20 protein-coding genes are annotated in these 20,541 nt (G+C 35.8%); 11 read left to right on the top strand and 9 right to left on the bottom strand.

Features of this window, described 5'->3' with window-relative positions; all coding sequences use genetic code 11:
- The 3 genes from BFJ97_RS15005 to BFJ97_RS14995 form a co-directional block, all read right to left on the bottom strand.
- Window positions 1–1,056: a FecCD family ABC transporter permease gene (locus tag BFJ97_RS15005; RefSeq protein ID WP_068985467.1), complete on the bottom strand. Its 1,056-nt coding sequence runs from the start codon at window positions 1,054–1,056 to the stop codon at window positions 1–3.
- Window positions 1,056–2,057, bottom strand: coding sequence for a FecCD family ABC transporter permease (locus tag BFJ97_RS15000; protein ID WP_068985466.1), 1,002 nt, complete (start codon window positions 2,055–2,057; stop codon window positions 1,056–1,058). The genes BFJ97_RS15005 and BFJ97_RS15000 overlap by 1 nt, the downstream gene beginning before the upstream one ends.
- A 70-nt stretch (window positions 2,058–2,127) precedes the next feature.
- Window positions 2,128–2,364, bottom strand: a complete 237-nt coding sequence (locus tag BFJ97_RS14995) for a hypothetical protein (protein WP_068985465.1) — start codon at window positions 2,362–2,364, stop codon at window positions 2,128–2,130.
- Window positions 2,365–2,760: 396 nt separating this feature from the next.
- Here BFJ97_RS14995 and BFJ97_RS14990 point away from each other — a divergent pair, with 396 nt between their 5' ends.
- A complete protein-coding gene (locus tag BFJ97_RS14990) occupies window positions 2,761–3,741 on the top strand; it encodes an ABC transporter substrate-binding protein (RefSeq protein WP_068985464.1) in 981 nt (326 codons plus the stop codon).
- 400 nt (window positions 3,742–4,141) lie between these two features.
- Entirely contained in the window at window positions 4,142–4,441 is a 300-nt protein-coding gene (locus tag BFJ97_RS14985) for a DUF5316 domain-containing protein (RefSeq protein WP_223555284.1), read from the top strand.
- A gap of 260 nt (window positions 4,442–4,701) precedes the next feature.
- Here BFJ97_RS14985 and BFJ97_RS14980 read toward each other — a convergent pair whose 3' ends face one another.
- Window positions 4,702–4,836: a YjcZ family sporulation protein gene (locus BFJ97_RS14980; protein WP_068985462.1), complete on the bottom strand. Its 135-nt coding sequence runs from the start codon at window positions 4,834–4,836 to the stop codon at window positions 4,702–4,704.
- Window positions 4,837–5,251: 415 nt separating this feature from the next.
- Here BFJ97_RS14980 and BFJ97_RS14975 point away from each other — a divergent pair, with 415 nt between their 5' ends.
- On the top strand, window positions 5,252–5,536 hold the full coding sequence (locus tag BFJ97_RS14975) for a hypothetical protein (protein ID WP_068985461.1): 285 nt from the start codon (window positions 5,252–5,254) through the stop codon (window positions 5,534–5,536).
- Between the two features lie 416 nt (window positions 5,537–5,952).
- On the opposite strand, the gene BFJ97_RS14970 is transcribed toward BFJ97_RS14975, so the two are convergent.
- Entirely contained in the window at window positions 5,953–6,408 is a 456-nt protein-coding gene (locus BFJ97_RS14970; protein ID WP_068985460.1) for an NUDIX hydrolase, read from the bottom strand.
- A 2,198-nt stretch (window positions 6,409–8,606) separates the two neighbouring features.
- On the opposite strand from BFJ97_RS14970, the gene BFJ97_RS14960 reads away from it, so the two are divergent.
- The gene (locus BFJ97_RS14960; protein WP_068985458.1) at window positions 8,607–10,640 is read left to right on the top strand and encodes a YfaP family protein; all 2,034 of its coding nucleotides are present in this window, start codon (window positions 8,607–8,609) and stop codon (window positions 10,638–10,640) included.
- A gap of 98 nt (window positions 10,641–10,738) precedes the next feature.
- Here the strand turns inward: BFJ97_RS14960 and BFJ97_RS24775 are convergent, their stop codons facing one another.
- Window positions 10,739–10,915: a hypothetical protein gene (locus BFJ97_RS24775; RefSeq protein WP_175401769.1), complete on the bottom strand. Its 177-nt coding sequence runs from the start codon at window positions 10,913–10,915 to the stop codon at window positions 10,739–10,741.
- A gap of 50 nt (window positions 10,916–10,965) precedes the next feature.
- Entirely contained in the window at window positions 10,966–11,475 is a 510-nt protein-coding gene (locus BFJ97_RS14955) for an NUDIX hydrolase (RefSeq protein WP_068985457.1), read from the bottom strand.
- Between the two features lie 411 nt (window positions 11,476–11,886).
- Between BFJ97_RS14955 and BFJ97_RS14950 the strand changes: the two genes are divergently transcribed.
- Entirely contained in the window at window positions 11,887–12,762 is an 876-nt protein-coding gene (locus BFJ97_RS14950) for a helix-turn-helix domain-containing protein (protein WP_068985456.1), read from the top strand.
- Window positions 12,763–12,959: 197 nt separating this feature from the next.
- Window positions 12,960–13,268: a hypothetical protein gene (locus BFJ97_RS14945; protein ID WP_068985455.1), complete on the top strand. Its 309-nt coding sequence runs from the start codon at window positions 12,960–12,962 to the stop codon at window positions 13,266–13,268.
- 84 nt (window positions 13,269–13,352) lie between these two features.
- Here the strand turns inward: BFJ97_RS14945 and BFJ97_RS14940 are convergent, their stop codons facing one another.
- The gene (locus BFJ97_RS14940) at window positions 13,353–14,270 is read right to left on the bottom strand and encodes a LysR family transcriptional regulator (RefSeq protein ID WP_068985454.1); all 918 of its coding nucleotides are present in this window, start codon (window positions 14,268–14,270) and stop codon (window positions 13,353–13,355) included.
- 598 nt (window positions 14,271–14,868) lie between these two features.
- Here BFJ97_RS14940 and BFJ97_RS14935 point away from each other — a divergent pair.
- From BFJ97_RS14935 to BFJ97_RS14915, 5 genes are all read left to right on the top strand, one after another.
- Window positions 14,869–16,074 (top strand): ABC transporter substrate-binding protein, encoded by a 1,206-nt coding sequence (locus BFJ97_RS14935; protein WP_068985453.1) that lies wholly within the window; start codon window positions 14,869–14,871, stop codon window positions 16,072–16,074.
- Window positions 16,075–16,171: 97 nt separating this feature from the next.
- Window positions 16,172–17,053: a branched-chain amino acid ABC transporter permease gene (locus tag BFJ97_RS14930; RefSeq protein ID WP_068985452.1), complete on the top strand. Its 882-nt coding sequence runs from the start codon at window positions 16,172–16,174 to the stop codon at window positions 17,051–17,053.
- 13 nt (window positions 17,054–17,066) lie between these two features.
- A complete protein-coding gene (locus tag BFJ97_RS14925) occupies window positions 17,067–18,119 on the top strand; it encodes a branched-chain amino acid ABC transporter permease (protein ID WP_068985451.1) in 1,053 nt (350 codons plus the stop codon).
- Window positions 18,112–18,909 carry an ABC transporter ATP-binding protein gene (locus BFJ97_RS14920; protein ID WP_068985450.1) on the top strand — a complete coding sequence of 266 codons (798 nt, stop codon included), beginning with the start codon at window positions 18,112–18,114 and terminating at the stop codon, window positions 18,907–18,909. The genes BFJ97_RS14925 and BFJ97_RS14920 overlap by 8 nt, the downstream gene beginning before the upstream one ends.
- Window positions 18,902–19,648, top strand: coding sequence for an ABC transporter ATP-binding protein (locus BFJ97_RS14915; RefSeq protein WP_068985449.1), 747 nt, complete (start codon window positions 18,902–18,904; stop codon window positions 19,646–19,648). The genes BFJ97_RS14920 and BFJ97_RS14915 overlap by 8 nt, the downstream gene beginning before the upstream one ends.
- Before the next feature lie 124 nt (window positions 19,649–19,772).
- On the opposite strand, the gene BFJ97_RS14910 is transcribed toward BFJ97_RS14915, so the two are convergent.
- Entirely contained in the window at window positions 19,773–20,207 is a 435-nt protein-coding gene (locus BFJ97_RS14910; RefSeq protein WP_068985448.1) for a PaaI family thioesterase, read from the bottom strand.
- Window positions 20,208–20,541: the final 334 nt, after the last annotated feature.

The following is a 20,541-nucleotide window of genomic DNA, read 5'->3' as shown; positions in this document are numbered from 1 at the left end:
TTATTTTCTAGGGTTTCTAAATAATAAATAGATGAAATAAGGAGCACCAATGGCAGCTGTAAACACACCAGCTGGTACTTCTAAAGGGCTAAATGCAGTTCGTCCAATAATATCTGCAACCATTACTAGTAAAGCGCCAATTGCTGCAGATGTCGGAATGAGAACACCGTATGACGGTCCTACAATGCGTCTTGCAATATGTGGTGCCATTAAGCCGACAAAACCGATCGCTCCTGCAAAACAAATAGCACTTGCTACTAGACTTGAACTCAAGAGTAATAAGAATAAACGAGTTTTTTGTACAGATTGTCCTAAACTAGCAGCTGTATCATCACCTAATTCTTGGACATTTAGCTGTCGAGTAATAAAAAATGTTATAAGTAGAAGAACTATAATCACTGGAACGATAATTTGGATTTGATCCCAATCAGCACTTTTGACGCTCCCTGTAATCCACTTATTTGCTTCACTCGCTTGATAAATAGGACCGATAATCATTAACATTGTCGTTATGGCTTGCATAAATGCAGAAACGCCGATACCGATTAATACAAGTCGAGTGGGTGTTACACCATCTTTCCAAGCAAATATGTAAACAATGATACCAACGAAAGTTGCTCCGATAAAACCTGCAAGAGGTAACCATTCAATACTAACTGTTAAAGAATGATTGGAATCACTAAAGATGGCTAAAAAACCAACGACCGCTGCTCCACCACCGGCAGAAATACCGATAATATCAGGGGAGGCTAATGGGTTTTTAATAATTCCTTGTAATATAGCACCTGCCACTGCTAAAGCCATTCCAGCAAAAGCAGCAAGAAAAATTCTAGGCATTCGGAAATCAACAATAATTAATTGATCAAACTCAGAACCTTTGCCGAACAGGGTTTGGATCACCGTTAATGGATTTATAAATGAATCACCAAATGATGCACTAAAGAAAAAGACGGCTAGTGTCAGGATGCTAATAAAGGTAAGTTTTTTAGAAGCTTTGACATCAAGTAAAAACGAGATTTTATTTTGTAGTAAACGTATTGTTTTTAACTGTTTCATTATTTTTTTCCACCTTTTCGCGCAAGGTAAATAAAGAATGGCGTACCAATCATGGCTGTCATTACTCCTACTGGAACTTCTTGAGGCATAATGATATAGCGTGCTGCTACATCAGCTATCAGTAAAAGAATGCCACCTAATAGAGCGGCCATTGGAATGAGCCAACGATGATCTGTGCCAACAAACTTTCGCGCAAAATGGGGTACCACAATTCCAACAAACCCTATTGGACCAGCTACTGCAACTGAACCACCTGCTAATAAAATGACAATAATACCTACCATCAACTTCATGAATCCAAGGGGTAGTCCTAGGCCTCTTGCTACATCGTCCCCAAGAGCAAGAATATTCATTTTAGTAGAGATCAACAGAGCGCCAATCCACCCAATGATAAAATAAGGTAATACAGATATAAGAATTTCAATCTTTCGACCTTGTACGGAACCAGCTAACCAAAACAATACTTGTTCGAGTGCTGCTTCGTTTGTTGCAAGTAACCCTTGCGTAAAGGAAGCAAATAATGCACCGATAGCGGAACCTGCTAATGTTATTTTGACTGGCGTTATCGCGTCTCGTCCAGCTGCGCTAATACCATAAACAGATAGAGCAGCTATTGTAGCACCTAAAAATGCAATCCACGCAAATGCTTGCAAACTTGTAACATTGAAGAAAATCATAGCAAAAACGACCGCGAAACCAGCTCCCGCATTAATTCCTAATATGCCTGGTGATGCTAAAGGATTTTTCGTTAATGTCTGCATGAGCACGCCTGTAATAGCAAGGGAAGCACCCACACAAGTAGCGATTAGTGCTCTTGGAATCCGAACATTTTGAATAATAATATGCTCGTTAGAATGATTAAACTGTGTAAAAGATTCAATAGTCGTTTGAATGGACGTATCTGCATAGCCGTATACAATACTGATTCCCATACAAAGGAGTAGGAGTACTGTTCCTACTATTAATGCAATTGTTTTTGAAAAATTATTTTTTAAAATCATATAAATTCATACTCTTTCTTTGCATATTTATCATGTGTGTTGATTAACCATTTTTATCCCCTATTATCAATTAGAGGCTCATCACCATAACGTGGAGTTGATCTCCGTTCCGGCTGGGCGCTTTGTTGCTGACGCTTCGCTTTCGCACAGATAAAACATTTGCCGCTGCCGCTTCGCTTTCGCGCAGAGCAGAGCTTCCTGGGGGCGTCCGATGAGCCGCTTTTGTTGCTGCTGTCGTTGCACTTTCGCACAGACAAAACCCAGTTGCTGCCGCTACGTTAGCACTACGCTTTCGCACAGAAAACATCCGCTTCGCTCCAGGGTCTCATCTGTGACGCTGATCCCCAAGGAGTCGCCCAGCCTCCACTCCAATCAACTTATATGTATGACAAACGTTTTAACAAATGCCATTCCCAACTTTTGATGATGAATTTAATAACAATAAGCTGATTTTCGCTAAGTACAACTCTCTTTAATCAGTTAAAAACGGGAATATAATAGCAAAATAGCAACAAAAATTCTTTTATCGCTCAATAATAAAACCTATTTTTTCCTAATCAACACTTCTGCATATTTATAAAAAAATATTGACAGTAATAGATTCTTACAATATGATTAATTTCGTTCTCAAGTAGTTGAAAGTGATTCTCATTATCGCTTAATCTGCTTAAATATTCTAACATATACATTGGAGGAAGAAAAGATGCAAAAGGCATTTAAAAAATTACTTATTATGCTTGCTGTTGTTGCTGTATTTGCTTTAGCTGCATGTGGCAATGACAAGGAAAGCAAGAAAGAAGAAAGTTCAACTAAGAGCACTGCCTATACTGTAGAACATGCAATGGGGACAACTGAAATAAAAGACACGCCAAAACGTGTTGTTGTTTTAACAAATGAAGGAACAGAAGCACTTTTAGCTTTAGGTATTAAGCCGGTAGGGGCTGTACAAGCATTTTCAGGTAACCCTTGGTATGATCATTTAACAGATAAGTTAGAAGGCGTAGAAGTTGTTGGTTTTGAAAGTGAAATTAACCTTGAAAAAATCGCTTCTTTAAAACCAGATCTAATCATTGGGAATAAATTAAGACAAGAAAAAGACTATGAAAAATTAAGCAAAATTGCTCCAACAGTTTTCTCAGAAACATTACGCGGTGATTGGAAAGAAAACTTTACACTTTATTCAAAAGCGGTAAATCAAGAAGCTAAAGGCAAGGAAGTTCTAACAGCATACGAAGATAAAGTTCTAGCTCTTAAAGAGAAGCTTGGCGATAAAACGAACCAAGAGGTTTCATTCGTACGCTTTATGGCCGATAAATCTCGAATCTACTATACAGATTCATTCTCAGGCGTTATTTTTGATTCTTTAGGATTCAAACGTGTACCAGAGCAAGCGGAATTATTTAAAGATAATGCAAAATTAGGTAATTTAGCTGTTGAGGTAGGGAAAGAAGCAATCCCTAAAATGGACGGAGATGTACTTTTCTACTTCACTTACATGCCAACAAGTGATGAAACAGGATTAGCTACTGAAAAAGAATGGACAGAAGATCCACTTTGGAAAAACTTAAGTGCCGTACAAAAAGGCAATGTCCATAAAGTTGACGATGTCATTTGGAACACAGCAGGCGGTATTCTTGCAGCTGAAATTATGCTTGACCAAATTGAAGAAATCTTTGTTAAATAACATCGATATCCAGAATACTAATTAAGAAATCGCTATACGCTCATCGACATAGGATGATTGTATAGCGTTTTTTTCGCTTAAAATAACTAAATTTCATCAAATGCTTCTCTGTGAAACATTTTTTCGGAGTTTCACTTTCTTCTATATAATACTCGGAATATTAAATTCTCTGTCACTCATATTCCCCAAGGGAAATTTTACTTCAATTTAACGGGGAATCACCAAAAGCTGTGGATGAAAACGTATGCCTTGTATATAGTTGATCTTCGTTCCGACTGGGCAATTCCTTTGGGATTAGCGGCTCATCGGACGCCCCCGGACGGAACGGAAATCAACCACACGTTATGGTAATTAGCCAGTTTGAACAAAAAATGGTGATTATGCGTAAAATAAGTAGGGGGTGTTGAGTTTGAGGTATTTATTAATAGGTGTATTCTTATCATTATTCGGTGTTTTAATATCCATGATTTTTTGGGGAATGGAAAAAGTCTATTTAGTTACTGGGACGGTCGGTTGTATTTTCATTGGCATATCTATGATTCTTTCAGGTTCCATGGTAAGTGGGGATAGGATGAGGGCAAACTTCGCAACCGAGACAACTGATGAGAGGGACGAACGTAATAAAATTACTATGAATGCATTGCTAATTGCTTTACCAAATATTTTTGCAGCGATATTATTTTACTATTTAAGTAAATAGAGGATATTGAATAGACAAAATACTAAAAAACTTTTTGGGCGTTTTTTGGAACTTCTAACGAAAATAATAAAAAGGTCACTCGGACAATAGTGACCTTTTTGTATTACCTGTAGTGTGTAAGGCTGGTGCATGTTCTTACTATTACTATGATGATGTGATATTTAGCAATAGCGACTTTGGAAATAATTAATTGTGACAATGATAAATAGCCTTAACTACTTCATTAAAAATTTAATACTTAATCATAAAAAAATTACCTATTAATACAAGAATGTTGCGCCGACAATAATTAATAGAATGAACAGAACAACAATTAATACAAATGTTGAACCGCCGCCATAGCCTCCGCCACCGCAATTGTAGCTACCAACATTTCCACCTTGCCAGTATCCCATAGTGTATCCCTCCTTTCTACAATCTATAATATGTTTAAGTATAGGAAGGAGGGGTGGTAATCATCTAAGTATTATTTCCATTTGGCATTAAAATTTGAAAATTGTATTCAAGTTATAAATTTAAAAAAGGGTCACTTACAAAAAAATGACCAAGTTTAGGAGGTGCAAAGCTAAATTAGCTTTACACTACTATTATTATGATGAATTGCTTTTTTTCTATAGTGCATTGCCTGTCAAAAAATTTTATTGGGAAAATCAATTCCAATATGAGTAAACAACTTGAAGAAGAAATTGTTTCTAACGGTCTTACGGTTGCATGCGTGCACCCTAATTCACCTTGTTGAATAATAAAATTGAAACCATTACAAATTTCAACCGTATAAATTAGGGAAGGGTTCAAGGAGGTGTTGATGGTATGCCGTTTATTGGATGGGGCATTCTAACTTTTTCAATTGTTTTTTACATACCATTTTTTATTTGGGTTTCTGCTAGCTATTTAGGTGACGGAGATCGTACAAAAAGAAAAAATAACTATTGGGTATTCTTAGTATCAATTGGGTTATTAAATTCCATAAATTTTTTCTTCTTCAAGATTCAAGATACATATTATTTAGCAGTAATCATCGCAATCATTTTGTTCTATAGCCTATATATGTTTTTAATTGTCCGAAAAGATAAAAGAAAAGTATCATTTAGATGAGACTTTTAGGACAAGTTATCCCCATTAAATGGACATGTCTATTTAATGGGGATTTTTTTTATTAAGGCTCTGTTAAATTTAATTGTTGTTGGTTTTTAAATCAATAATTAGGGGAACCTAACCTGATCTGTTAAGTTTCACCGTTATTTCGAGGGGGCGTCTTAATAATGCGAATCTACAACGCTAAGAAAAATACGTGATTTTTTGCAAAAGGAAGAACAAGTCTATCGAGTGAAAATATAGGTATATCTGCGTTACACTATTGGTATAAATGTTGTATAAATAGTTTTCAAAAGAAATACCGAGAAACACTGATTTAACAGCGTTTTTCGGTATATAATGTGCGTCCAAACTTACATTTGAGACCGTTTATTAAATATTTTATAAATCCTTGTTGCACTAAAGAACCCGTTACTTTAAGTACATTTTTCACAATCTATGTATTGCTCAATAAACCCTCTATATTCATCGGATAATTCATTTGGCAAATTATTAATTGAGAAATATTGCATTTTTTCTGACTCGCTATAATCAATATTCATTTCTCCACTTATATCTTTGGTATAATAAACTGCTGTAACCGAATATAATTCATCACCATTTGGAACTTTTAAGTAATATTCAGAACCAGAGAAGACATTTAGTAATTTTAAGTTTTCAACTACTAATCCCGATTCTTCAAAAACCTCTCTTTTTGCTACCTCTTCAAAACTTTCTCCTAAATCCATTAAACCACCTGGTAAACCCCAATAACCATCATGCCTTTTTTGCAGTAGTACATCATTTTGTTCATTTAAAATGATGACAACCGAACCAGGTAAAATAATAGGTCTATGTCCTACATACTGTCGTAAATATTTATAGTATTCCATTTATTACCTCTCCTCTGTGACTGGTTTTCAATAAATTCTATAATTCAACTTACAGTTTGTTTTTTCCTTCCTATTGAGCTAAAATGCACCGTTAGCCATGCATGAAGTCAAAAATCAGCACGTCACCACAGAAAATGAAAGATGATTAAGTTCTTTCATGGGAGTAAAAAGTAGGGTTAAAATTTCCTTTTCAATAAATTTATTAAGTAATACATGAGTGAAATCAGAAATGATAGAAGTATAACAATTATTGAACCGAATGTATAGACCGCTGTTTCTGCATAATCACCGCCATCAAACACGTTAGTAAATAGAAAAAAGTAAATTACACTAACCATTAAAGTTAAGAAAAAAATACTAATATACTTTGACATATTATCCTCCTTTTCAAATCCAATAAAGCCCCCGTTCGTTGAATAAAAAACGACCCAAAGCCTCTCTTTGGTAACATTTCCTTGAGATTTTATTTATATGTTATCGCCATTCAGAACAAGTGGATCGAACAGTCTTCTTTAAAATTATTTTTCGCAGCGTCTCAGAGCGTTATTTTCTAATAAAAACAGCTACAAGCACTGTTAAATCAGTGTTTGTAGCTGTTTGAAATGTTACCAAGCACTTTTATTTAGGAACCTTATTAGATTCATTTATGTATACATTATAAATCCTTGTTACACTAAAGCACCTCGTTAGTAAACTTAATATCATTTATCTTGATTTCTTGATTTTCGTTTTCCAAGTTGATATGCACCAAAAATGATTCCCCCGAAAATTGCCAACCAAAAAATCAATGGTAAAAGAGCAATAAATGTATTCATTTAACTTAATTCCTTTCCTGCTCGATTTTAATCTTCTACTTATATAAAATCTTTAGTTTAAAGTATAACATTAATTTCCAAATTGTTCTAGGTAACATTTCCTTAAGATTTTATTTATATGTTACCGCCATTCAGAACAAGTGGATCGAACAGCCTTCTTTAAAATTATTTTTCGCAGCGTCTCAGAGTGTTATTTTCTATAAAAATCAGCGACAAACACTGTTAAATCGGTGTTTGTCGCTGAAATGTTACCAAGCTTGATTTGGGAACGTTTTTTAGATTTAGTTTGTATATATATAACCCTTTAAATTTAGGCTATTCGCAATAAGAAGTGGGATAAAATTATATTTCACTAAACAATTTGATAAAAAATGTGCAGCAAAAAAGTTAATTAGAATTTTAATCAGCTTCTGTTTTTTAGCTTTTTTTCGTTTCATCATTTTTACTTCTAAGAAGCAATGATGCCATGAAAATAAAAATTACTACCTATAAGGAGTAGAAAAAGTTATTAAGCAAAGCCAAATTACCATCTCTAGAATAAACCCAAACCGTTGAAAATAAAAACAATGTTACAAAGAAAGCGATATATAAGTATTTTCCAAATGCAGTCAATTAAAGCACCTCTATATGTAAAATCAAAATCGCTCCAAAATTTGCAGTATCGCCAAGATAAAATCGGGATATTTGGATAACCATGAGAGAGACGTAAAAAAAGGGTCACTCGAACCTAAGTGACCCTAAACCACAAACTAGGAGGGCAAAGCTAAGTTAGCTTTACACTACTATTAATATGATTTGGTAGCTATGTTTGTATAGTGAGATGCCTGTGAATTAGATTAAAAAAATTTAAGTTGCAAGGGACTACTGTATGTTTATAGATTTTGTGTAAATTACATCTATATGCTCTCCTTATTATTTTAAGATGATTTAAGTAGGCAACATCGCTAGTGATACCCGAGATCTAAAAACTTGTATTGGTACTTTATCCATTCGAAAAAGAGGTATGTAAAATTTTTCTGCACTCTTCCTCATAAATAAAAATTTCTTTTCAAGTCGCTTCGAAGTACCGTACAAATTTGCAAGAAATTACTGCCATCATATAAACCAATTTCAATTACTATCCTAGACATTTTATATGTATAATAGAATAAATTACATATGAAGGAAATTTAGATTATTTCAGTAAATGTTTTGTTACGAAAGTGAAATGTCATCTATAGAAGTCTTCAAAAAAACCATTACCGCTTCGCTATCGCGCAAAAACCCCATGCTGCTGCCGCTTCGCTATCGCGCAAAACCCCATGCTGCTGCCGCTTCGCTATCGCGCAAAACCCCCATGCTGCTGCCGTGGCATAGTTGAATAGACTAAGGAGATGTTGAAAATTGAAAGAGAATGTAAACATAGCAACTAATGTTTATAATAATGAGAATGATAGATATCCTGAATTCCAGCAAAATTTAAAAAGCTATTTTGATGAAGCAATTAGTAGTAAAAAATTATTTAAAACAAATGTTCAAGGTCTGTTTGATTTGTATGTAGATAATTTACCAGTAGAAGCTAGACAACATTATACTTGTAGCGCTTGTAGACATTTTATTGAGCGATTTGGTGGTCTTGTAACGATTGATGAAAATGGCATTATGGCATCTGCTATATGGGATGAGGATATGGCACCTCCATTTTTTAAAGCTGCTGTTTTAGCAATGAAAGCAGAAGTTTTAAATTCAAAAGTTATTGGTGTATTTATTTCAAACTCCCCAGTATTAGGAAAGCCTCATACTGGAAAGTGGAATCATTTATCCGTTGTAGTTCCTGAAGAAATGGTGAACCACTCTAGAATACAAACTGCGGGACAAGTGATGGCTGAGAAGTTAGAAGAATTCAAGATGCTATCAAATGCATTGATTGAATATACGATCGAGACAGTGGAACAAGCAGTAGTTTTATTACAATCAGAAGCATTATACCGTTCAGATAGAGTATTAGGAATTGCAGAATGGTTTAAATCATTGCAGGACAAACGAAATAGCGTAGGAAACAATAATCAGAAAACAAATCTAGTTTGGTTAGCAGTTGCGACAGCTCCTGTTGGCTTCTGTCATGTAAGAAGTTCGATGATCGGTACATTATTAGATGACATAGCTTCAGGAATGTCCGTTGAATCGGTTGCTCGTCGTTTTGCAGAGAAGATGAATCCAGCGAATTACATGCGCTCACAAGCTGCTCCAACGCAAAATGCAATTGTTGAAGCAGAAAAAATTGTTGAAAAATTAGGAATTGCTAATTCTTTGCGAAGAAGATATGCCACTTTTGAAGAGATTCCGTCATTTCTGTGGAAAAATCAAACTGAACCTAAAGTTGTTGAACAAAAGAAGGGCATATTTTCAAACATTCTTCCTAGGGAAAAAGCCAAATCAAAAGTATCTCTCCCGAGCACTGTGATGACGTGGGAAAAATTCCAACGAACTATTCTACCAACGGCTGAAAATATGGAAGTATTAGTCGATAATCCTAGTCGTTTTATGGCAGTAGTAACTGCGTCTGATGAAGCGGCGCCAAATATTTTACAATGGAACAATACATTTAGTTGGTATTACCACGGAGGAATTGATGGCGAAATTAAAAGGAGAGTAGAAAGTGCTGGTGGAAGATATGAGAATAATGAAATTCGAGCTTCATTAATATGGGAAGGCTATACCGACTTAGATCTACATTGCCTAACACCAAAAGGGGACCACATCTACTATGGAGATAAAAGTGATAAATTCGGTGGATTTTTAGATATTGATATGAATGGTGGTCATCATAGAAATCCTTCCCCTGTAGAAAATATTAGGTGGAGTGAAAATGCACCGGTTGGTCATTATAGATTTTATGTTCATAATTATTGTGAAAGAGGAAATGGAAGTACGCCGTTCAAAGTCGAACTCGAAGTAAACGGGAAAACCTACTCATTTATCGGTGTTGCTGGTGGGACTGGTTATGTAACGGATGTATTTGAATTTGATTATGTCAAAGGGCGTCAGCCGAATATTAGTAGCCATTCATACGCTAGTGATGATTCATGGACTGTTCAAATAAATAATTTTGTGAAGGTCAATGGTATTACAACTTCGCCAAATTTATGGGGGGAAGAGCCGATCTCACATTCTGGAAGTCATATTTTCTTTCTATTGGATGGCGTAAAGGACACTTCGGAAGGAAAAGGTAGAGGATTCTTTAATGAAACGCTTAAAGCTGACTTAAGACAAATTAGAAAAACGCTAGAAGCCTATACTGCTAGTACACCAATTGAAGGTAACGAGCATGCAACAGCTTGTGGTGTGGGATATTCAAAAGATCATGAATGGAATTTAACAGTTAAAGTAACAACAAATAATGCTACTAGAGTCATTAAGATTGATAGATGGGATTAAAAGTGGGAAGAAAGTAATTAACTCTCTCAGTCAAAAATTGCGACTGGGAGAGTTATCTTATAGGATTTTCAGTGGCAAGTTTATCGTATAACCCTTTTTTATTGTTTTTTGCGATGAATTTGCTTCTGTAAAACCCAAATTCCTACAACTAATAGAATTGCTCCAAAAAGTTTATAAAGAATATTTCTTATTAAAAAGGTTTCGTTTGTGATGCTCATTAACAAACTTCCAAATAAAATAATTAAAACACCGAAAAAGCCTATTAAATACCTCATGAACCAACCTCCTAACTGAACCTAAAAGGAGTGCTATTGTGAATGGGTTGCTAGTCTATAGGGGAAGGAAATTTGCTATTTACAGCTTCTTGTATGATTAATTGTGAAATCTCATGGTCATTGATTACATAAGCTACTTCTTCGGGCTCAACCCAAATGCGTGTAATCGTTTCATGCTCTCGAAGAAAAGGGAGGCACTTTTGAATATCGATCCTATAAAACATTTGATATCCGATTAAAGGGTACTTACCAGCAGCATTAAATAAAGGATTCTCTTCGTGACTGACTTCTATTGCGCCAATATAGTTGATATGACCCTGTACATAACCTTCTTCAAATGCTTCTCTATGCATTGTATCTTCAGGTGTTTCTCTTTTTTCTATATGACCTCCAGGAAAGTTAAATCCTCTTCCGTCTACATGAACTAACAAAACATTCCCATTATAAAAACAAACGCCATGTACACTTGTTACGTTGCTGTAATCGTCAATTTTCTTATGTGGTAGCCACGTTAGTTTAACATGATGCCCGTTCCAGTTCGCATAAATTTGATTGTTCATATGCTTCTTCCCTTTTTATCTTATTTTAAACCATTACAATTCCATTTTAACAATTATAAGATTATTTACCAAAAGTTGCTAGTGATATTTGTTGGGATATATGCTTTGTATATAAGTTGAGTGGAGGCTGGGCGACTCCTTGGGGTCAGATACACAGCGTCACAGATGAGACGATGGAGCGAGCTACGCGAGTGAAGATGCTCATCAGACGCCCCCCAATCGGAACGGAAATCAACCACACGTTATGGTAATGAGCCAATTGTAAGATGTATGTATAAATAAATAGCAGCAAACGTTTTGAATGAGATATTTTGTATATATATTTCTATTTTGGAAAAACATCGCAAGAAAAATCAAAAATCATTCATTATTATTCGATATGATAATAAATGAAAGGGAGGTGTAATACCGTTGAAATATGAATGGATCATTCAAAAAACAATAGATTGGATAGAATCTCATTTACATGAGCAAATTTCCGCTAATGATATTGATGAGGTTACAGGATTTTCAAAATATCATTTTCACAGGATTTTTCAAACTTCTGTGGGAATGTCTGTCTCAGAATATATCCGAATGAGGAGACTTGCAAATGCGGCAAGTACACTTCTCAATACTGATGAAAGAATTATTGATATCGCATTCTATTATCAATTTGAGTCACAAGAAACCTTTACACGTGCTTTCAAAAAATTGTACAGTTTGCCACCAGGGCAATACAGAAAAGTAATGGGAACTATGAGGAAAAACAAGGAGGAATCAATAATGGAAGAAAAAATTAAAGGCTGGTTCATCAGTGGAAGTCATCCTTATAATTACGAAATAGGAGTAGATCAAAAAAATGTACATCAAGGAAAAGCATCGGGCTATTTAACATCTAAAACTGTTCAAGCTCCAGACGAATTTGCAACAATGATGCAACAATTCAAGGCTGATGAATTTAGAGGGAAGAGAGTTAAACTTTCTGGATTTATTAAAACGAATAATGTAAAACAATTCTCGGGACTTTGGATGCGCGTTGATAGTGCATCAGAGGATATCCTACAATTCGATAATATGAGTAACAGACCAATTATTGGTACAAATAGTTGGAATCAGTATTCTATCGTTCTTGATGTCCCAGAAAACAGTGCAATAGTATCGTTCGGTATTTTACTAACTGGAAAAGGGGAAGTTTGGCTGGATGGGCTTAATTTTGAGATAGTAGATAACGATACCCCTACAACCCATATTAGTTTTGAGAACTATCTTTTAGAAGGTCCGACAAACTTATCATTTGAAGAATAAAACATGTTAGGGATCATTTTGACCCTAAAATTAATCAAGTTGTCTTGCTATTGATTATTTAAAAAATCCAAAAAGAGGTCACATCTAACTAGGTGTGGCTTTTTCTTATGCATCTAATAGAGAGTGAATAGAATGAGGGCATTCGAATACCGCAGTCATGTTTGTGATCAACTTTACGGAACTGAAGAGGTGGTAATATGCAAATAACAGATGGTGCATGGACTTTTGATACAGAAGTGATCGATAGGGTCGCAAATAAACTAGTAAGAGATGAGCAGGAGCGAGAAATGTTAAATGCATTTGCTCGCTATGCTTATCGTCGCTTCAAACAGATTAGAAATAGTGTAAATCCCCGAAAGTGTAAATATATGTGGATTGATCAAGTGCGTGAACATTTAAAATCACCAGCAAAAATACAAAAAGTTAGCAAGTTATTAAAAATGACAGATGAAGAAGTGCATTACGTTGTAGATTTTGTTAAAAATTATTTGAAGTATGTAAAATAACAAAAAGCTCCCGGTTAAAGTTGAACCGGGAGTACCATTTACTATTCTCTTAGATTGTCAATTGCCAAAGCATAAACCTCCCTGTTAAACGCCTTGGCTCTGGCGGATTGTTTCGCGAGCTAGTATATGAGTTTCTTCCTTAAATAATTGTAAAAAATTCATCGTGTGCTTTGCTAAATAGCGATCTTTTGGCCAAACAATGTTCGCTTTAGAATGGATATTACAATTAGCAAATTTAATGATGTTAATACCTTTAATTAAAAATTTATCGAGACTCGTTTTCGGTAAAATAGTGATCCCCAAACCTTCACTTATTAACGAAATAACCATCGCAATATCAATACACTCACAAATAATATTAGGCTCAAACCCGTGACTTTTAAATTCATCGATAATAATGCGAAACGTACTACAACTACGATGACGATAAAAAGAAAGAAACGGTAAATCTTTTAAGTCTTCCATTTGAATAGGGTTCGGTAAATGCCATTGTGCAGGTGTGGCAAGTACAAACTCCTTTAATGCTAACCCGATCGAAGAGAAATTTTCATCTTCAATCGGTTGTTGCAGTATAGCTAAATCGATTTCTTTATTTAAAAGACTATTTGTTAAGAAAAATGTATCTCCTTCAATAATTTTGAAGTTTAAATTAGGGTATCTTTCACGCATCCGTTTAATTTTTTCAGGTAAGTAAGATAAACAAGTTTGATCTGCACCAATCGATAATACCCCCCTTAGCCCTTCTCCAACTTCTTTTATTTCCGAAATCGTATCTTCGAAATTAGCTAATAATGTTTTGCCTTTTTCATATAAAATCTTTCCAGGTTCAGTAAGTTCTAATGTTCTACCATTTCGATCGAATAGTTTGCAGTTTAATTCTTCCTCCATCACTTTCAATTGATTGCTAAGTGGCGGTTGTGCCATATGAAGCTTTTTTGCAGCTTTTGTAATTTGTTTTTCTTCAACGATTGTAATGAAATAATTTAATTGTCTTAAATCCATCTTTTTCACCCCTATACTTAAAATCCACTAGTTTATTCAATTCGTATACTTATTCTGTATAGTAACATTTTTTAGAGTGTTTTCGTTAAATTTGTAAGATATTTCTGATTTTTTAGATAAGTATTGTGAAGAAACCTAGAAATAGCAAGGGTTTCACAGGAAATTAAATTACATAATTTTGATGAAAAATATATAACAATTAGAATACGGGTATACCAAAAATGTATATATAACGATTTAAAATATATATTTTTGGTATTTATCATTTTTTAACATACATGCTATTCTTTTGATTAACTAAAAACACGAATATCTACTTTAGGTATCGTTTAGTCTGCAATAATCTATTTTTATCTTATTTGTTTTATTGTTTCTGCAAATTTTTTGTTACACTGTTTGGCTATACATACCGTCATTTTAACTTCTTTCGGCAAAATATCCGCTGAAAGAAGTTAATGCCTCCGGCGGATGTCACGGAATCGAAAAGGGGTTCTTTGTGCTTGCACAAAGTCGATTCAGGACACAATTATGCCGAGGCATAATTGATAAGGAGATGCGGTTTTATAGGTATAAAAATAATGAAGGGGTGTAGTGCTTTATGAAAAAGACTTTATTGTCTCTTTTCCTATTAATGGGTGTATTAGTGTTGGCGGCCTGTAGTTCATCATCTGATCGAAAAGGTGATGCATCATCCGCTAGTTCAGGTACAGATACTTCAGGTGATTCAATTAAAATGGCAGGAATTTTCTCAGCATCTGGTGGGGCGGCCGCTCTAGGGGAACCGGAGATGCAAACGCTTAAAATGCTAGTCGATCAAAAAAATGCGGATGGTGGCATTAACGGTCGAAAAATCGATTTAGTCACATATGATGATAAATCTGACCAAAATGAAGCTATTCTTGCCATGAAAAAAGCGTTAACACAAGACAAAGTATCAATCGTTATCGGAGGCACGACAAGTGGGAACTCTTTAGCGATGTTACCTCTGGCAGAGCAAAATCAAGTGCCTTACATTTCAGTTGCTGCCAGTAAACAAATTTACATGACGGAAGATGGACAAGCACGAAAATGGGTATTCAAAATGCCACAAGACGATCAACAAGCAGTGGAGCGGATTTTACAATATTTAAAAGAGAATGATTTAACGAAAGTTGCCTGGTTGAACGTTGCGAATTCTTATGGAACTGGTGCTCATGAAGAATTTGGTAAACACGCAGCAGATTACGGTGTGGAACCAGTTATTGAAGATGAATTCGAGGCGACAGTGAAAGATGCAAAACCTCTGTTAACTCGTGTGAAAAAAGAAAGTCCAGATGCCATTATTGTTTGGGGAACAGTGCAAGAGTCTGCGGTAGTGATTAAAAATATTCGTGAATTAGGGCTAGATATACCAGTTCTTGCAAGTCATGGCGTTGCAACGGACCAATTTATCGAAGTAGCCGGTGCTGCAGCTAACGATGTGGTCTTGCCGACGGGGAAATTATTAGTAGCGGATAAATTGGAGGATTCAAATCCACAAAAAGAATTATTAAAAGCGTATAACGAAGCGTTTACAGCTAAATACAATAAACCAGCAAGTACATTCGGTGCATATGCAGCAGATGCTTTCGCGATTGCGACAAAAGCAATCGAAGCAAAAGGCAGTGATAGCGCTGCACTCCGTGATTACATTGAGCAAGAGCTAGGTGAATATGTAGGTCTGACAGGCGTATTTAACATTAATGCAGATAATCATATGGGATTAAGCCCAGATAGTTTTGCGATGGTACGAATTGTTGATGGTAAATGGACTTTAGAAGACTAAAAAAATAATACAAATCCAATGAACAGTGGTGTCTTTCCATCACTGTTCATTCATTATCAGCTTAGTAATCTCGAAAAGAAATGGAGTGAACGACAGTATGGAAATATTCTCTCAAATGTTGCAATTATTATTTTCAGGTTTAACAATAGGAGCCATTTACGCATTAATTGCGGTTGGATTCGTCATTATCTATAACGTGACCGGCATACTTAACTTTGCACAAGGTGAATTTGCGATGTTTGGTGCTTTAATTAGTATTTCACTTGTAAAGGCAAATCTACCCTTATGGTTAGCCATTATTTTAAGTATCGTCATTGTGGCGGCGATTGGTGCTGTATTTGAGCGAACGGCCATTCATACAGCTCGTAAATCATCCATGACAACACTCATTATCATTACAATTGGCGTATCGATTGCCTTCCGAGGTATTGCGATTTTAATTTGGGGAACACAAGCCCAAACATTACCGCCGTTTACGGATAATACACCTATTGAATTTTTAGAAGCCGTCTTACTTCCACAAAATCTATGGGCGATTGGCCTGTCAATCGTTATTTTAATCGTGATGATGTACTTCTTTAACTATACGTTTACAGGAAAATCATTAACCGCTTGCGTTGTAAATCCGTTTGCTGCGCGTTTAATGGGTATTAATCCAAATAAAATGTCATTGCTTGCTGTTGTGGTAAGTGCTGGGTTAGGGGCACTAGCAGGTACAGTGATCGCACCTATTTCCGGTGCATCCTACGATATGGGGATGATGCTTGGCATAAAAGCGTTTGTAGCAGCAGTTGTTGGTGGTTTAACAAATGCCCCAGCGGCAATTGCGGGTGCCTTTCTAATTGGCATTATTGAGGCGTTTACAGAGGGATTATGGTCTTCAGGATTAAAAGATGTGGTGAGTTTCTCTTTATTGTTATTAATTTTATTTATAAAACCAGAAGGTCTATTTGCTAAAGCTTCTGGAAAACGTGTGTAAGGAGGCTGCAACGATGGATAAAAAACACTTAAAGCTGATCTACAATAACAGCTTAGTTGGACCAGGCATTTTTTTCGCGCTACTATTTTGTCTTCCGTTAGTTGGATCTAATTATACACTCGCTATTTTTACGATGATTGGGTTTTATGCATTAGTATGTATAGGTTTAACGATGCTAACAGGCTACGCTGGACAAATTTCACTAGGGCATGCGGCTTTTTATGGCATTGGTGCCTACACATCTGCTTATATGACAGCAACAGTAGGTTTATCTCCTTGGTTAGCGATCGTAGTAGGTGCACTTATTTCTGCACTTGTTGCTTTATTAATCGGTATTCCTACATTTAAGTTAAAAGGCTATTATTTAGCGTTAGCAACACTAGGGTTTGGGATTATTGTTTACACGGCCTTTAAAGAATTAACATCGATTACAGGTGGCTCGAATGGCTTCTTCGGTATACCGAGTATCAGTTTATTCGGCTTTGAATTTATGACAGATCAAAGTTACTTCTATCTTATTTGGCTATTTGTATTTATGGCTCTCATTTTCTCACGCAATATTATTCACTCAAGAGTTGGACGTGGCTTACGTTCGATTGAGGGGAGTGAAATTGCAGCGGATGCCGTTGGTGTGAATTTAATGAAATATAAACTACAAATCTTTGTAATAAGCGCTATTTTCACATCCATTTCTGGTTCGCTCCTAGCACACTATGTCTCATTTATTAATCCGGATTTATTTACAGCTAATACGTCAATTTATTTATTAATCATGGTTATTATCGGTGGATCAACTAATATTTGGGGTGCCATTGTCGGTTCGGCTACTTATGTTTTACTTGGTGAACTATTAAAACATTATGTACCAGTCATCTTACCTAACGTAGGAGGGGAGTTCGAAATCGTCTTCTTCGGTTTATTGCTCGTGTTAACTTTAATTTATATGCCGAATGGATTAGTCCCTCAATTTATGAAAATTACCGGAAAGCTTCACAAGAAAGAACGCTCTACACCGATCGCGTTCTCCATCGACACACGTGCTACTGGAGGTAAAACAAATGACTAACAATGAGCTGATCTTACGTGTAGAAAACTTAACGAAAGTGTTCGGAGGGGTAGTTGCTGTAGACAATGTATCCTTCACTATTAATAGAGGTGAAATATTCGCTGTTATTGGTCCTAACGGTGCAGGTAAAACAACACTTTTCAATATGATTACAGGTGTATTGCCAAGTTCATCAGGGAATGTCTATTTCCAAGGCAAACGGTTAACGCGAAAAAAGCCTCATCAAATTGCACAAGCAGGTATCACAAGAACATTTCAGAACTTAGAAGTATTCGATAATATGACAGTCATTGAGAATGTAATGACCGGTGCGCATATTGCGATGAAAACAAATATTTTAACGGCTGGACTACGCTTACCGACTGTCGTTAAAGAAGAAGTTCGGACAATGGAAAGAGCGTTGCAATGTTTAAAGGATGTAGGAATTGCTGAGTTTGCCTATGAAATGTCCGATAAATTACCTTATGGCAGTCAGCGACTCCTTGAAATTGCACGTGCAGCTATTTCCAAACCGCAACTCATTTTATTAGATGAGCCAATGGCAGGTCTGAACGCTGAGGAATCAAGGCAATTAGTCGAAGTCATTTTAAAAATGCGCGCAGAGGGCATGACTTTTTTATTCGTCGAACATGATATGGAAACGGTTATGTCGATTTCAGATCGTTTAGTTGTTGTAGATAACGGGGTCAAGATTGGAGAAGGTACACCAGAAGAGATTTACAAAAATCCGAAGGTTGTGGCAGCGTATTTAGGCGATGATGAAGCGGAAGAAGGTGTGGCATATGCTTAAAATCGAAAATTTACATACCTATCATGGCCATTTACATGTACTAGAAGGTATTGATTTCGAACTATTAGAAGGCGAGTTACTATCAATTGTCGGGTCAAATGGTGCCGGGAAAAGTACACTCCTTGGTACATTAGCGGGTGTCTATTCACCGAGTGAAGGAAAAATTGAATTCAAAGGATTAGATATTACGAAAGATGGTGTACAAAAGACAGTTGCTAACGGGATTTGTTTAGTGCCAGAGCGAAGACAAATTTTTTCTTCATTAACTGTCAAGGACAATCTGATGCTCGGTGCTTATCATCGCTATAGTAAAGACAAGAAAACGGTGCATCGAGACTATGAGGAAATTGTGGAATTATTTCCACGCTTGAAGCAAATGCTTAATCGCCCAGGTGGATTACTTTCAGGAGGAGAACAGCAAATGGTGGCCATAGGTCGAGGTTTAATGGCCAATCCGAAAGTTTTGATGCTGGATGAACCGTCATTAGGACTCGCTCCGCTAATTGTCAAAGACATTATGAATATATTACGGAGATTATGCGATGAACGTGGTGTCACGATCATTTTGGTCGAGCAGAACGTGAAAGCTGCATTGAAGGTGGCTGACCGTGCCTGCGTTTTAGCTCATGGTAAGATGGCCATTTCAGGTACAGCACAAGAGTTGTTGAATGACCCGAAAATCCAAGAAGCATACTTCGGTAAACCGCAGACAAAATCGAAAGATGGAATACAGGTATAAATTAGCTTCGTCAAAGATTCCTCCTAGTTACATGAAGGGCTTCTAGTAACTAGTGAGGGATTTTCGCGTGTTAAAAAAGATATGAGAAACCTAATTAAAGCTTAAAAGGCTCTCACATCTTTTATTATTGGATGAAATTTTCATTTTTACGATAAACCATTGCTTCCATTGTTGCACATAATTCATCGTTGCTCCAAACATTAATACGATACCAGGCTAAACGACGAGTTTTTTTAACTTCTTCAGCGATCGCTGTTAGTTGGTGTTCTGCCAAGCCTGCGCTCATGTAATGTATGGTATTCGTAACACCGACAGCTGTTGTACCGTAAGAATTACTAGCTGCTGCGAAAGCGTAGTCTGCTAAAGAAAAAATGATCCCTCCATGTACAGTACCATGAGTGTTTAGCATGTGGAGTGTTGGAGAAAGTGTGACTTTTGCATACCCTGCTTTTAATTCTACTAACTCCATCCCTAAATAATTTGCGAATGGTTCCTGTTTTAACGCTTCAAAAATTTCGTCATAGTGTTTTTCGTGTTGTTGAGCTTCTGTTAACGTCATCGTAAACTCCCCTTTGCATGTAGTTTGCCATTCGTCTGTTTGTGATTTATATCCATATCATTAATACAAAATAAAAACGAATGATATTAAAGTGAAATATAAAAATAATTTAACATCTATTATTTGGAAAGTAAATGGATTAACGTATTTTTGTAAAATTATTTTAAATTTTCGATTATTTTTTGTAATTACGTTTGATTATCCTTGATTAATGGCGGATTTAAAAGGTTTCTAATGTATTTCTCTTTGTATTTCAACATGAATTTCAACTAAGATAAATCATCTAAAATCGAATTAATTAATTACACAAAATAGAGAAAATAAAATATATTGA

The sequence above is a fragment of the Lysinibacillus xylanilyticus genome (genome assembly GCF_001708185.1).
Taxonomy (GTDB): Bacteria; Bacillota; Bacilli; order Bacillales_A; family Planococcaceae; genus Lysinibacillus; species Lysinibacillus xylanilyticus_A.
Note: the sequence above shows the minus strand (reverse complement) of the source record. Positions and strands in the feature narration are given on the sequence as shown.